10 protein-coding genes are annotated in these 13,899 nt (G+C 72.0%); all 10 read left to right on the forward strand.

Translation table 11 applies throughout. The features are described 5' to 3' along the window. Window positions 1–272: 272 nt before the first annotated feature. Complete coding sequence (locus ACFWA7_RS08900; protein WP_385821866.1) at window positions 273–1,508, forward strand: ROK family transcriptional regulator; 1,236 nt, start codon at window positions 273–275, stop codon at window positions 1,506–1,508. Window positions 1,509–1,571: 63 nt separating this feature from the next. Further along, complete coding sequence (locus ACFWA7_RS08905) at window positions 1,572–2,918, forward strand: ABC transporter substrate-binding protein (RefSeq protein ID WP_385821868.1); 1,347 nt, start codon at window positions 1,572–1,574, stop codon at window positions 2,916–2,918. A 35-nt stretch (window positions 2,919–2,953) separates the two neighbouring features. Then, window positions 2,954–3,895: a carbohydrate ABC transporter permease gene (locus ACFWA7_RS08910; protein WP_385542356.1), complete on the forward strand. Its 942-nt coding sequence runs from the start codon at window positions 2,954–2,956 to the stop codon at window positions 3,893–3,895. A gap of 13 nt (window positions 3,896–3,908) precedes the next feature. Beyond that, window positions 3,909–4,787, forward strand: coding sequence for a carbohydrate ABC transporter permease (locus ACFWA7_RS08915; RefSeq protein ID WP_385542385.1), 879 nt, complete (start codon window positions 3,909–3,911; stop codon window positions 4,785–4,787). 2 nt (window positions 4,788–4,789) lie between these two features. Beyond that, entirely contained in the window at window positions 4,790–6,055 is a 1,266-nt protein-coding gene (locus ACFWA7_RS08920; protein WP_385542358.1) for a 6-phospho-beta-glucosidase, read from the forward strand. After that, window positions 6,052–7,026, forward strand: coding sequence for an N-acetylglucosamine kinase (locus tag ACFWA7_RS08925; protein ID WP_385542360.1), 975 nt, complete (start codon window positions 6,052–6,054; stop codon window positions 7,024–7,026). Before ACFWA7_RS08920 ends, ACFWA7_RS08925 begins: the two co-directional genes overlap by 4 nt. Window positions 7,027–7,289: 263 nt before the next feature. Then, window positions 7,290–8,690, forward strand: coding sequence for a hypothetical protein (locus ACFWA7_RS08930; RefSeq protein WP_385821870.1), 1,401 nt, complete (start codon window positions 7,290–7,292; stop codon window positions 8,688–8,690). A gap of 61 nt (window positions 8,691–8,751) precedes the next feature. Beyond that, complete coding sequence (locus ACFWA7_RS08935) at window positions 8,752–9,729, forward strand: glutamate ABC transporter substrate-binding protein (protein WP_385821872.1); 978 nt, start codon at window positions 8,752–8,754, stop codon at window positions 9,727–9,729. A gap of 59 nt (window positions 9,730–9,788) precedes the next feature. After that, entirely contained in the window at window positions 9,789–11,117 is a 1,329-nt protein-coding gene (locus tag ACFWA7_RS08940; protein WP_385542366.1) for a hypothetical protein, read from the forward strand. 50 nt (window positions 11,118–11,167) lie between these two features. Beyond that, window positions 11,168–13,897: a tetratricopeptide repeat protein gene (locus tag ACFWA7_RS08945; protein WP_385821970.1), complete on the forward strand. Its 2,730-nt coding sequence runs from the start codon at window positions 11,168–11,170 to the stop codon at window positions 13,895–13,897. Window positions 13,898–13,899 lie beyond the last annotated feature (2 nt).

Below are 13,899 nucleotides of genomic sequence, written 5' to 3' on the forward strand. Positions count from 1 at the left end.
CGTCATATCCCGCCAGAAAGCGGCTCTCCGGGAACACGAGCCCCACAGGCCCCGGCCAACTCGCCACATATGCACAGGAGATGGGTCGAAGTGGGGTGCGACGCCGCCACGATCGCCGCCAACCCCGCCCAGGTAACGCTTTGGTAGCCCCCGGAGCCCCACCCATTGACGCCGCCTGAACCGCGGCCTACTTTCTCCCCCAACGGATAGGAAACTTTCCTAACAGTGACGTGGGAAAGCCGCCTCAGAGGTGAAGGGCAGGTGCAGCCGTCGTGGCCGGTACTACCCCGGGAACGCCGCGCGTACTCCGCGCCATGAACGACCGCGCCGCCCTCGATCTGCTCCTTGAGCACGGGCCCCTGTCCCGTACCCGGATCGGGAAGCTCACCGGGCTCTCCAAGCCGACCGCGTCGCAGCTGCTCGCGCGGCTCGAAGCGGCGGGGCTGGTCGTCGCGACCGGGACCACCGAGGGGCGGCCCGGGCCCAACGCGCAGCTGTACGCGGTCAACGCGCGTGCCGCGTACGTCGCCGGGCTCGATGTGACGCCCGAGCGGATCCGGGCCGCCGTCGCGGACGTCGCCGGGGACGTGGTCGGGGAGTTCGAGGTGCGCACCCCGGGGCGCAGGGCCGGCGAGTCCGTGGTGCGGCAGGTCACCGACGCGCTCGACGGCGCCGTGAAGGCCGCCGACCTCGTCCGGGGCGATCTGCACCGCGTCGTCATCGGCACGCCCGGCGCCTTCGACCCCGGCACCGGGCGGCTGCGGTACGCCTCCCATCTGCCCGGCTGGCACTCCCCCGCCCTCCTCGACGAGCTCGCGGCCGCGCTGCCGATGCCGGTCGAGTACGAGAACGACGTCAACCTCGCCGCCATCGCGGAGCAGCGGCTCGGCGCCGCGCGCGGCCACGACGACTTCGTGCTGCTGTGGAACGAGGGCGGCCTCGGCGCCGCGCTCGTCCTCGGCGGGCGGCTGCACCGCGGGTTCACCGGCGGCGCCGGCGAGGTCGGCTTCCTGCCGGTGCCGGGCGCCCCGCTCGTACGGCACGTCACCAAGGCGAACTCCGGCGGCTTCCAGGAGCTGGCGGGCGGGCAGGCAGTGCCCCGGCTGGCCAGGGAGTTCGGCGTCGCGGACATCCCCGGCGGCACGCCCATCGAGGTCGCCACCGCCCTGGTCGCGCGGGCGGCCCAGGCCATGGAGACGTCCGCCCCCGACGCCTCCGCCCCCGACTCCCCCACCCGCCGTCTCCTCGAAACCTTCGCCACCGGCCTCGCCACCGGTCTCGCCTCCATGGTCGCCGTGCTCGACCCCGAGCTCGTCGTACTGTCCGGCGCGCTGATCTCCGCCGGCGGTGAGCCGCTGCGCGCGCTCGTGCAGCACGAGCTGGGCGAGCTCGCCGCCTCCCGGCCCCGGCTCGTGATCGGCGAGGTCCGCCACCACCCCGTACTGCGCGGCGCGTTGGAGAGCGCCCTCGCCGCCACCCGCGACGAGGTCTTCGACACCTCCCGCTGACCCCCTTCGCACGTGAGAACCACACATCCCCGTTCCTCCGCCCCCGCCCCGGGAGACACCGCCATGTCCGGAAACAGCCCAAACCGCCGGAAGTCGGCCGCCGCGCTCGCCGTGACCGCCTCCATCGCCCTGTTCGCCTCCGCCTGTACGGGCCAGAGCAGCTCCTCCGCCGAGGACGACGCCTCCAAGGAGACGACGATCACCTTCTGGCACGGGTGGAGCGCCCCGGAGGAGGTCAAGGCGATCCAGGCCGACGTGGACGCCTTCCAGAAGGCGCACCCCAACATCCATGTGAAGGTCGTCGGCAACATCAACGACGACAAGATCAACCAGGCGCTGCGCGCGGGCGGTTCGAGCGCGCCGGACGTGGTCTCCTCCTTCACCACCAACAACGTCGGCAAGTTCTGCTCGTCCAAGGCCTTCGTCGACCTCGCCCCCTTCCTGAAGAAGGACGGGATCGACCCCGCGAAGACCTTCCCGAAGGCGATGAACGAGTACACGCAGTTCGAGGGCATGCGCTGCACGCTCCCGCTGCTCGGCGACGCCTACGCGCTCTACTACAACAAGGACGCCTTCAAGGCCGCCGGGATCGCCGGTCCGCCCAGGACGTGGGGCGAGTTCGCCGCGGACGCCAAGAAGCTGACCAAGGCGAAGGGCGGCTCGTACGAGCAGCTCGGGTTCATGCCGGACTACCACGGCTACGAGTCGACGACCGAGCACTACATCGCGCAGTGGTCGCCCACGTACTTCGACTCCAGCGGCAGGTCGAACATCGCCAAGGACCCGGTCTTCGCCAAGGGGTTCGCCTTCCAGAAGCAGCTGGTGGAGGACCTCGGCGGGTTCCAGAAGCTGGAGCGGTTCCGGTCGGGCTTCGGTGACGAGTTCGGCGCCAAGCACCCCTTCCACCTGGGCCAGGTCGCCATGCAGATGGACGGCGAGTGGCGGCTCGGAATGGCCGAGGACACCAAGCCGAAGTTCGAGATCGGGGTCGCGCCGCTGCCCGTACCGGACGACCAGGCCGCGACCTACGGGAAGGGCTACATCACCGGGACCATCGCGGGCATCGCCGCCACCTCCAGCAAGCAGAACGCCGCCTGGGAGCTGGTGAAGTACATGACGACCAACACCGAGGCGGTCGTGGACTTCGCCAACGCGATCCACAACGTGCCCTCCACGCTGGAGGCGCTCAAGTCGCCGAACCTGAAGTACGACCCGCGCTTCAAGACGTTCCTGGACATCGCGCAGAACCCGAACTCGACGACCAGCCCGGCCTCCGTCAACGGCGGACAGTACCTGGTGTCGATCCAGAGCCTCGGCTACGACGTCGAGAAGGGCAAGCAGGGCGACATCCAGGCCGGTCTGGAGAAGACCGCCAAGGAGATCGACACCGCGATCGACCAGGCCAAGTAGGCCGGGCCCGGACCGACGAGCATCGCGGAGCACCCATGACCACGTACACACTGCGCGCCAAGCGCCGCCGGGCGGCGCTGCGGACGGCCGCCTTCATGTCCCCGTGGCTGATCGGCTTCGGCGTCTTCTTCGCCTACCCGCTGATCTCCACGGTCTACTTCTCCTTCACCCACTACGACGGGTTCGCCGACCCCACCTTCAACGGGTTCAAGAACTGGTCGTACGTCTTCAACGACTACCCGCTGTTCTGGCCCGCGCTGCGCAACACGCTGTGGCTGGTGGTGGTCATGGTGGTCTGCCGGGTGGCCTTCGGGCTCGGCATCGGGCTGCTCATCACCAAGATCAAGACGGCCACCGGGGTCTTCCGGACGCTGTTCTACCTGCCCTACCTCGCGCCGCCCGTCGCCGCCACGCTCGCCTTCGTCTTCCTGCTCAACCCCGGTACGGGGCCGGTCAACTCGGTCCTGTCCGACCTCGGGATACCGGCGCCGGACTGGTTCACCGACCCCGCCTGGTCCAAGCCCGCGCTGACCATGCTCGCGGTGTGGGGCGTCGGGGACCTGATGGTGATCTTCATGGCCGCGCTGCTCGACGTGCCCAAGGAGCAGTACGAGGCGGCCGAGCTGGACGGGGCCTCGTCCTGGCAGCGGTTCCGGTTCGTGACGCTGCCGAACATCTCGCCCATCGTGATGTTCGCGGTGGTCACCGGGATCATCCAGACCATGCAGTACTACACCCAGCCACTGGTGGCCGGAAAGGTCGCCTCGGGGATCATCGGCAGCTCCGGGCAGCCGTTCGAGCCCGGCTATCCGGACAGGTCGACGCTGACCCTGCCGCAGCTGGTGTACAACCTCGGCTTCCAGCGCTTCGACTACGGCTCCGCCTGCGTGGTCGCCCTGGTCCTCTTCGCCCTCTCCATGGCCTTCACCGCACTCCTGATGCGGCGCCGTGGCGGACTGATCCAAGCAGGTGACTAGGCAGATGGCCGACATGACGTACGCACTGGATGCCCCGGTGACGACCCCGGCGGCCCGTGTCGCCCGCCGCAAGGCGCTCCTGCACTGGATCGGCGTGCACGCCCTCGGCGTCGCGGCGGCGCTCTTCTTCGTGCTGCCGTTCGTGTTCATCGTGCTCACCTCGCTGATGGACAACCAGCAGACACTCACCCGCGACCTGGTCCCCGACCACTGGCAGTGGTCCAACTACAAGAAGGTGTTCGACACCCCCGGCTTTCTCACCTGGTGGAAGAACACCCTGCTCTACGCCGGGCTCGGCACCGTCCTGACGGTGGTGTCCTCCGTCCCGGTGGCCTACGCGCTCGCCAAGTTCCGCTTCCGCGGCCGCAATCTGTCGATGATGCTGGTCATCTCGATGATGATGCTGCCGCCCCAGGTGATCATCATCCCGATGTACCTGTTCTGGGCGAAGCAGCTGGACCTGTCCGGCACGCTCTGGCCGCTGATCATCCCGATGGCGTTCGGCGACGCGTTCTCCATCTTCCTGCTGCGGCAGTTCCTGATGACCATCCCCAACGAGTACCTGGACGCGGCGAAGGTCGACGGCTGCGGGGAGCTGCGGACCCTGCTGCGGGTCGTGCTGCCGATGGCCAGGCCGGGGATCGCCGCGGTCGCGCTCTTCCAGTTCTTCTACGCCTGGAACGACTACTTCGGGCCACAGATCTACGCCTCGGAGAACCCGGGCGCCTGGACGCTGTCGTACGGCCTGGAGTCCTTCAAGGGCGCGCACCACACCGACTGGAACCTGACCATGGCCGCGACCGTACTGGTCATGGCCCCCGTGATCCTCGTGTTCTTCTTCGCGCAGAAGGCGTTCGTCGAGGGTGTCACGCTCACCGGAGTGAAGGGTTAGAAATGAAGCTCACCGTGGTCGGCGGAGGATCGACCTACACCCCCGAACTCATCGATGGATTCGCCCGGTTGCGGGACGCCCTGCCCATCGGGGAACTGGTCCTCGTCGACCCCGCGGCCGACCGTCTGGAGCTGGTCGGCGGCCTCGCCCGGCGCATCTTCGCCAAGCAGGGCCACCCGGGCAGGATCACCACCACCTCCGACCTGGACGCGGGCGTCGAGGGCGCCGACGCGGTGCTGCTCCAGCTGCGCGTCGGCGGCCAGGCGGCCCGCGAGCGCGACGAGACATGGCCGCTGGAGTGCGGCTGTGTGGGCCAGGAGACGACCGGCGCGGGCGGCCTGGCCAAGGCGCTGCGGACCGTCCCGGTGGTCCTGGACATCGCGGAGCGGGTGCGGCGCACCAACCCCGACGCCTGGATCATCGACTTCACCAACCCGGTGGGCATCGTCACGCGCGCGCTGCTGCAGGCCGGCCACAAGGCGGTCGGGCTCTGCAACGTCGCCATCGGCTTCCAGCGCAAGTTCGCGAAGCTGCTCGGCGTCGCACCCGGCGAGGTGCACCTGGACCACGTGGGCCTCAACCACCTCACCTGGGAGCTCGGGGTGCGCCTGGGCGGCCCCGCCGGGGAGAACGTGCTGCCGAAGCTGCTCGCCGAGCACGGGGACGCGGTGGCGGACGACCTGCGTCTGCCCCGGCAGGTCCTCGACCGGCTGGGCGTCGTCCCTTCGTACTATCTGCGCTACTACTACGCGCACGACGAGGTCGTGCGGGAGCTGGGCACCAAGCCGTCACGGGCGGCCGAAGTCGCGGAAATGGAACGGCGGTTGCTGACAATGTACGGGGACCCGGCGCTCGACGAGAAGCCGGAGCTGCTCGGAAAGCGCGGCGGCGCCTTCTACTCGGAGGCGGCCGTGGACCTGGCCGCCTCGCTGCTCGGCAACGGGGGAAGCCCCGTGCAGGTCGTCAACACGTACAACAACGGCACTCTGCCGTTCCTCGCCGACGACGCGGTGATCGAGGTGCAGGCACGGGTCGACGCGAGCGGCCCGGTGCCGCTGGCCGTGCCCGACCTCGACCCGCTGTACGCGGGGCTGATCGCGCACGTCACCGCGTACGAGGACCTGGCCCTGGAGGCCGCGCTGCGCGGCGGCCGCGACCGGGTGTTCCGGGCGCTGCTCGCGCATCCGCTGGTCGGCCAGTACGAGTACGCCGAGGGCCTCACCGACCGGCTGATCGCGCACAACCGGGAGCACCTCGCGTGGGCATGAGCGTGCTGGCGATCGACGCGGGCAACAGCAAGACCGACGTCGCACTGATCGGCCCGGACGGCACGGTCCTTGGCGCCGCACGGGGCGGCGGCTTCCGGCCTCCCGCCGTGGGCATCGGGAGGGCGGTGGACGCGCTGGCGGAGACGGTCGTACGGGCGTGGACGGCGGCCGGCGACACCGGGCCGGTGGCGGTCGACCACGTCTCCGCGTGTCTGGCCAACGCCGATCTGCCGGTCGAGGAGCGCCAGTTGGCCGAGGCGCTTGCGGCCCGCGGCTGGGGCGGCACGGTCAAGGTGTACAACGACACCTTCGCGATCCTGCGGGCCGGGCTGCCCGTCGGCGCCGAGCCGCGCGGGGTCGCGGTGGTGTGCGGGGCGGGGATCAACTGTGTCGGCATGACCCCGGACGGCCGCACCGCCCGCTTCCCGGCGCTCGGCAAGATCTCCGGGGACTGGGGCGGGGGCGGCGGACTCGCCGAGGAGGCCCTGTGGTTCGCCGCGCGGGCCGAGGACGGGCGGGGCGGGCCGACGGCGCTGGAGCGGGCGCTGCCCGAGCACTTCGGACTGCCGTCCATGTACGCGCTGATCGAGGCGCTCCACCTGGAGCGGGTGGCGCCCGCCCGCCGCCACGAGCTGGCGCCGGTGCTCTTCGCGGTCGCGGCGGACGGGGACCCGGTGGCCCGGGCACTCGTGGACCGCCAGGCCGAGGAGATCGTGGCGCTGACCGTGGTCGCCCTGGAGCGCCTGGACCTGCTGGACGAACCGACACCGGTCCTGCTCGGCGGCAGCGTCCTCGCCGCCCGCCATCCTCAACTGGACGGCGGGGTGCGTACGTTGCTGGCGGCCCGGGCGCCCAAGGCGGTCCCGCTGGTGGTGGCGGCCTCGCCGGTGCTGGGGGCGGGGCTGCTCGGGCTCGACGCGGTGGGAGCGCCGGCGGAGGTGTTCGGGAGGCTGCGCGGGCAGTACGCGTAGGCACTTGGGGGGGTGCGCGCGTAGGCGCGGCGGTGGTGCGCGCGTAGGCGCGGGGGGTGGTGCGCGTAGACGCGGGGCGGGCGCCGTCGCATCGGGTCGCGCCGAGTGGAACCGATCCGATCCCAGCGGCGTATACATGGTGGGGAGGCAGCGGGGGCAGGGGCGGAGCAAGCGGGTAACAAGATCAGGTCAACCCTTGTGTGGTGGTCGGTCCCTGCGTCCATACTGCTGGCCAGGCACTCGGTGACCAAGGGGGAGGTCAAGTGGCACACCCGCCGAGCACACGCGCACCGCAGGCGCCGGTGGCGGCACCGGCATCGGCACCACCGGCCCCGGGGCACCCGCCCGCCCCCGCACCGCGCCGGGGCGGCTGGGCCGAGTCCCGGGAGCGGCTGCGCGCCGCCGCGACGACCGAGCCGGGACGGCTGTGGATCATCGGCACGGTGGTCGCGCTGCTCGTCGTGGCGTTCGGCGCGGTGACCGCCTGGGAGGTCTCCGACCGGGCGGCCGCCGCCGACGACGTGGTGAGCCGCAGCCAGCCGCTGAGCGCCGACGCGGCCTCCATCTACCGCTCGCTCGCGGACGCGGACACCGCCGCCGCGAGCGGCTTCCTCGCGGGCGCCCAGGAGCCCCACGACGTCCGGCTGCGGTACGAGTCGGACATCGCGACCGCCTCCCGCCTCCTGGTGAAGGCCGCCGCCAACACGACGGGCGCCTCCGACTCCGGCCGCTCGATAGCCGCGCTCAACGAGCAACTGCCGGTCTACAACGGTCTGATCGAGCAGGCCCGCGCCAACAACCGCCAGGGCTTCCCGGTCGGCGGCGCCTATCTGCGGTACGCGAACGAGCGGATGACCCAGCAGCTGCTGCCCGCCGCCCAGAAGCTCTACGAGGCCGAGACCGGCCGGCTCTACGACGACTATGACCAGGCCGGGACCTGGCCGTACGCGGCGCTCGCGGTCGGCGTCGTGGCGCTCGGCGCGCTGTTCTGGGTCCAGCGGCGCAACTACCTGCGCACCAACCGGGTCCTCAACCACGGACTGCTCGCGGCCAGCGCCGCCTCGGTGGTCGTCCTGCTGTGGCTGGCCGCCGGACACGCGGTGGCCGCCGCCGACCTGTCGACCTCGCGCTCGCACGGGCAGGAGTCGCTGAAGGTGCTCAACGACGCCCGCATCAGCTCGCTCCAGGCCCGCGCCAACGAGAACCTGACGCTGGTGGCCCGCGGGGCCGTCCAGACCAAGGACGGCAAGGACCAGTACGACACGGATTACGCGGCGGAGATGAAGGACCTCGTGGCCAAGCTCGGCTCGGCCGGTGAGCTCGCCGACGACAGCTCGGGGCGTACGCCCGTGAAGGACGCGCAGGACAGCGTCACCCAGTGGCAGGAACGGCACAAGAGCGCCCGGGAGACGGACGACGCCGGTGCCTACGAGGACGCCCTGAAGCAGGTCATCGGCGCGTCCGGCTCCACCGGCCAGTCCTTCGACCGGGTCGACGCGGCCCTGGAGAAGGCGATCGACCACGAGCAGCACGAGTTCACCCGGGCCGCCTCCGACGGCAAGGGCGCGCTCACCGGGCTTCCGCTGGGCGCCGCGGTGCTCGCGGTGCTGGGCGCGGCGGCCGCCGGCGTCGGCGTCAGCCGCAGGCTCGCGGAGTACAGGTGAACACCGTGGGGTACAGGGGAACACCGGCCCGAGGGGCACAGCGGTCCTGGGAGGAGGCGCGATGAACAGGAAGGGCAGGCTCCGCGGGTGGGGCGGCGTCGGCGGGATGGCGCTCGCCTGTGCCGCCGCCGCTTCGCTGCTCGTTCCGCTGTCGCGGCACGGAGCGGGCGAGGACGGCGGACGCGTCGGCGGACCGGGAATCGCGCAGGGCGTCCAGGCGAAGGCCGACACCTGCAAGGACCCCGAGGCCAGCCTGCCGCCCTCGGGCGACGACGGGCCGACCGTCGCGAAGATCAGGCAGAACGGCAAGCTCCGCGTGGGCGTCGACCAGAACAGCTTCCGCTGGGGGTACCGCAACCCGGCGACCGGGCAGCTCGAAGGGTTCGACATCGAGCTGGTGCGGGCGATCGCCAAGAACATCCTGGGCGACCCGGACGCGGTCATCTACCGCACCATCCCCACCAGCCAGCGCGTCCCGGCGCTCCAGAAGAACCAGGTCGACATCGTCGTGCGGACGATGACCATCAACTGCAAGCGGATCGGCCAGGTCGCCTTCTCCTCCGCCTACTTCAAGGCCGGGCAGCAGGTGCTCGCGCCCAAGGACTCGACGATCACCGGGTACAACCCCACGCTCAAGGGCAAGAAGGTCTGCACGGCGGCCGGCTCGACCGCGTTCGACGCGCTGGAGAAGAACGCGTACGGCGCCCTCTACAAGGACCTGACCGTGCCCAGCCAGCTGGACTGCCTGGTGCGCCTCCAGCTCGGCCAGGTCGACGCGGTGGTCACGGACAACGCGCTCGCCGCGGGCCAGGCCGCGCAGGACCCGGCGGTGCAGCTGAAGGGCGACCCCTTCACCGAGGAGTACTACGGGGTGGCCGCCAACCTGCAGAGCACCGACCTGGTCCGGCGGATCAACCAGGTCCTGGTGGACTACCGCAGCGGCGGTACGAACAGCTTGTGGATGAAGGCCTACCGCGACTGGCTCGCCGCCGACCTGCCCGGGATATCCGGCCCGCCCGAGCCCAAGTACCTTTCATAGCACCCGGCTTGACCCCGGTTCGTACGACCGCAGAGCAACGCAGAGCAGAGAGGTGATCGATGGGCGCGGGATCCTTCCCCGGCTCCTCCTCGGGGAGGCCCGCCCGGCCGGTGCTCGACCGGGACGAGGTGGACCGTGCGCTGACCCGGCTCGACGCCGAGCACGAGGCGATCGAGACCTCGCTGCTCGCGCTCCAGGACCACGCGGGCCGGCGCCTGCTTGAAGGCGCCGGGCTCACCGGGGTCACCGAGCAGCGCTGGGCCGCCACCGAGCAGTCGATCACCTTGCTGTGGGCGTACTTCGACGCGTACAAGGGGGCTTTGGACAGCGCCCGCGAGCTGCGTGAGCGGCGCCGCTGGCCCTCCCGCGAGGACCTGGTGGAGCTGACCGAGCGGCTGCGCGGCGAGTCGGTGACGGTCGCCGGATCGGCCTCCCAGGCCGCCACACTGACCGGCCCGGCCCGGCTGACCGAGCGGTTCACCCTGGAGCAGCTGGTGAACCGGATGAACGAGCTGTACGCACGCTCGCTCGACCTGGTTGTCGCGGCCGACGCGGTGTGGTCGGCGCTGCCCGCCCGGATAGACCTCCTGGCGGCCGAGCTGCACCGCACCCGGGGCCTGGCCCACTCGGTGGGCGTGCGCCCCGGGGAGCACCCCGCGGGCGACGACCTGGAGTCGATCACCGAGGAGCTGACCTCGCTGCGGACCCAGGTGGTGTCGGACCCGCTGGCGTTCTGGGTGCCCGCACCGGGCAGCTCCGCGCCGGGCGGCGGCCGCCCGGACACCGAGCGCTACGACCGGGCGGCCCGCGCCCTGGAGGACGTACGCCGGGAGATCGACGCCGTACTGACGGTCCGTCAGGATGCCGAGCAGCGGCTGGTGCGGCTGCGGGACGTGCTCGTACGGGCGGACCGCACCCTGACCGAGGCGCGGGCCGCGCGCGGCGAGGTGCTCGCGAAGATCGCCGCCTCCGAGGTGCCCGCGGTGAGCGGCCCGCCGACCGCGCTCCAGGAGCGCCTGGTGGCCGCCGCCGAGTACCGCAGGCACTCCCAGTGGCACCGGCTCTCGCCGCTCCTGGAATCCCTGGAGCGGGAGGCCGAGGACGAACTGCTGCGCGCCCGCGAGTCGCTGACGGCCGTCACCGCGCCGCTGGCGGTCCGCGCGGAGCTGCGCGGCAGGCTCGACGCGTACAAGGCGAAGGTCGCCCGGCACGGCATGGCCGAGGACCCGCTGCTCATCGAACGGTACGACGCGGCGCGCCGGATGCTGTGGTCCGCGCCCTGCGATCTGCGCGTCGCCGAGCAGGCGGTGCTGCGGTATCAGCGGGCGGCGGCGGAGGTGCTGGTTCCCAGACAGCCCGGGCCCGTTGACCAGAGGGGGGAATCGTGAGCGACCAGAAGAAGTGCCAGCGCCCCGGTTGTGAGGGCTCCTACGAGGACATGGGCGGCGGTGAGCTGTACTGCGACACCTGCGGCCTGGCGCCCGTGGTGTCCGGATTGGGGTCTCCCCTGTTCGAGCGCAGCCGAGAACTTGGGGAAGGCAGCATCTCCTCGCCCGGGACCGGGATCACCGCGCGCGGCCGTAAGGACAGCGGCTCGTCGTCGGCCCGGTCCGCCCGCTCGGCGCGCTCCGCGCGGTCCTCGGCGTCTTCCCGCTCCTCCCGCTCCTCGACGTCCCGGCGCTCGGTGTCGGGGCGCCTGTCGCGCTCCCTGACGGGGTCGGGCAGCGCGCGGTCGGTGTCGGTGCGCAGCTCGGGCTCGGCGACCAGCGGCTCCGGGCGCAGCAGACTCGGGGCCGGACTCGTCACCGTGCCGGGAGTGCCGCGTCCCGACCCGGCCACGGCCGTGATGGAGCACCCGGAGGTCCCCGAGCGGAAGCGTTTCTGCTCGCGCTCGGACTGCGGGGCGCCGGTGGGCCGCTCGCGCGGGGAGCGGACCGGGCGCACCGAGGGGTTCTGCACCAAGTGCGGCCACCCGTACTCGTTCGTGCCCAAGCTGCACCGGGGCGACATCGTGCACGGCCAGTACGAGGTGATGGGCTGTCTGGCGCACGGCGGCCTCGGCTGGGTCTACCTCGCGGTGGACCGCGCGGTCTCGGACCGCTGGGTCGTCCTCAAGGGCCTGCTCGACACCGGTGACCAGGACGCGATGGCGGCGGCGATCTCCGAGCGCCGCTTCCTGGCCGAGATCGAGCACTCCAACATCGTGCGCATCTACAACTTCGTGGAGCACCTCGACCAGCGCACCGGCTCCATGGACGGCTACATCGTCATGGAGTACGTGGGCGGCAAGTCGCTCAAGGAGATCGCCAACGAGCGGCGCGGCCCGGAGGGCAAGCGCGACCCGCTCCCGGTCGAGCAGGCCTGCGCGTACGGCATCGAGGCCCTGGAGGCCCTCGGCCATCTGCACAGCCGCAACCTGCTCTACTGCGACTTCAAGGTCGACAACGCGATCCAGACCGAGGACCAGCTGAAGCTGATCGACATGGGCGCGGTGCGCCGGATGGACGACGACGAGTCGGCCATCTACGGCACGGTGGGCTACCAGGCGCCGGAGGTCGCCGAGGTGGGCCCCTCGGTCGCCTCCGACCTGTACACGGTCGCGCGCACGCTGGCCGTGCTCACCTTCGACTTCCAGGGCTATACGAACGTCTTCGCGGACAGCCTGCCGGACCCGGACAACATCGAGGTCTTCCGGACGTACGAGTCGTTCTACCGGCTCCTCGTGCGGGCCACCGACCCGGACCCGGCGCGCCGGTTCGCCTCCGCGCAGGAGATGGCCGAGCAGCTGACCGGAGTGCTGCGGGAGGTCGTGTCGCTCCAGACCGGCCGCCCGCGCCCGGCCCTGTCGACCCTGTTCGGGACCGAACTGCGCGTCACGGACACGTCGTTGTTCGCGGAACTCACCCAGGACGTGTCGGTGCTCGGGGCGCGGGTGGTGCCCGAGAGCCGGTGGGCGCGCAGGCCCGCTGCGGCCAACGGCTCCCCGGCGCCCGGCTCCGGCCCGGCCGGCTCCTCGCTGGTGTACACGGGCGCGGGCGCCGTGCCCGTCGCCGTGGCCGGGCCGACCGTCACCGCCGCGCCGCACCCCGCCCCCGGCACCGGTGCCTCGGTCCCGGCAGCCCCCGGCACCCCGACGCCGACCGCCGTCGTCCCCGCGCCCCGCGTCGGCGGCGCCCGGGGCGCGTACGGCCGGGGAGCGTACGGCGACGGCTATCTGCGGCCCCTCGACGCGTCCGCCACCGCGCTGGCGCTGCCGGTGCCGCACGTGGACCCCGGCGACCCCAACGCGGGCTTCCTGGCGGGCCTGATGGCCGCCGCGCCCGCCGAGCTCATCGCCGCGCTGCGCACCGCGCCCGCCAACTCCGTGGAGAAGCGGCTGCGCGAGCTGCGGGCCCGGCTCGACCTGGGTGAACTGGTCTCGGCGGCCCGGGGCCTTGAGTCCCTGGAGGCCGACCACCCCGACGACTGGCGGGTCGTCTGGTACCGGGGCGTGGCCTCGCTCGTCTCCGGCGACCACGAGAACGCCGCATTGTCCTTCGACGCCGTCTACGACGCGTTCCCGGGCGAGCCGGCACCCAAGCTGGCGCTCGGGGTGTGCGCGGAGGTCCTGGGGCAGCTGGACAACGCCGCCGAGTACTACCGGCTGGTGTGGACGACCGACCCGAGCTATGTGAGCGCCGCGTTCGGCCTGGCCCGGGTACAGCTGGCCGCGGGCGACCGCACGGCGGCCGTGACGACCCTGGAGTCGGTGCCGGAGGCCTCGATCCACTACACGGCGGCCCGGGTCGCCGCCGTGCGGGCCAGGCTGCGGCGGCGCACCCCGGGCGATGCGCTCCTGGGCGATCTGCGGGCCGCCTCGGGCCAGGTGGACGCGCTGCAGCAGCTCGGCCTGGACGCGGTGCGCCGGGAGCGGCTGGCCACCGAGGTCCTCGGCACCGCGCTCGACTGGGTACTCTCCGGAAGCCAGGGCGGGCCCGGCAAGGGCGAGCAGAGCCGGGGCGCCCCGTCCGGCGAGACCATACTGCTGGGCAGCGAGCTGGACGAGCGGGGCCTGCGGTTCGGCCTGGAGCGTTCGTACCGGGTGCTCGCCCGGCTCGCCGGCAGCGGCGAGGAGCGGATCGAACTGGTGGAGCGGGCAAACCGTTTCCGCCCCCGGACGTGGGTGTGATT

Origin of the sequence: Streptomyces sp. NPDC059994 (assembly GCF_042737755.1) — a bacterium.
Classification (GTDB): Bacteria; Actinomycetota; Actinomycetes; order Streptomycetales; family Streptomycetaceae; genus Streptomyces.

Excerpts from the sequence above, each read along its gene's own strand:
- ACFWA7_RS08905 (WP_385821868.1), top strand. The coding sequence starts at position 1,572 with ATGTCCGGAAACAGCCCAAACCGCCGGAAGTCGGCCGCCGCGCTCGCC.
- ACFWA7_RS08910 (WP_385542356.1), top strand. The coding sequence starts at position 2,954 with ATGACCACGTACACACTGCGCGCCAAGCGCCGCCGGGCGGCGCTGCGG.
- ACFWA7_RS08915 (WP_385542385.1), top strand. The coding sequence starts at position 3,909 with ATGACGTACGCACTGGATGCCCCGGTGACGACCCCGGCGGCCCGTGTC.
- ACFWA7_RS08920 (WP_385542358.1), top strand. The coding sequence starts at position 4,790 with ATGAAGCTCACCGTGGTCGGCGGAGGATCGACCTACACCCCCGAACTC.
- ACFWA7_RS08925 (WP_385542360.1), top strand. The coding sequence starts at position 6,052 with ATGAGCGTGCTGGCGATCGACGCGGGCAACAGCAAGACCGACGTCGCA.
- ACFWA7_RS08935 (WP_385821872.1), top strand. The coding sequence starts at position 8,752 with ATGAACAGGAAGGGCAGGCTCCGCGGGTGGGGCGGCGTCGGCGGGATG.
- ACFWA7_RS08940 (WP_385542366.1), top strand. The coding sequence starts at position 9,789 with ATGGGCGCGGGATCCTTCCCCGGCTCCTCCTCGGGGAGGCCCGCCCGG.
- ACFWA7_RS08945 (WP_385821970.1), top strand. The coding sequence starts at position 11,168 with ATGGGCGGCGGTGAGCTGTACTGCGACACCTGCGGCCTGGCGCCCGTG.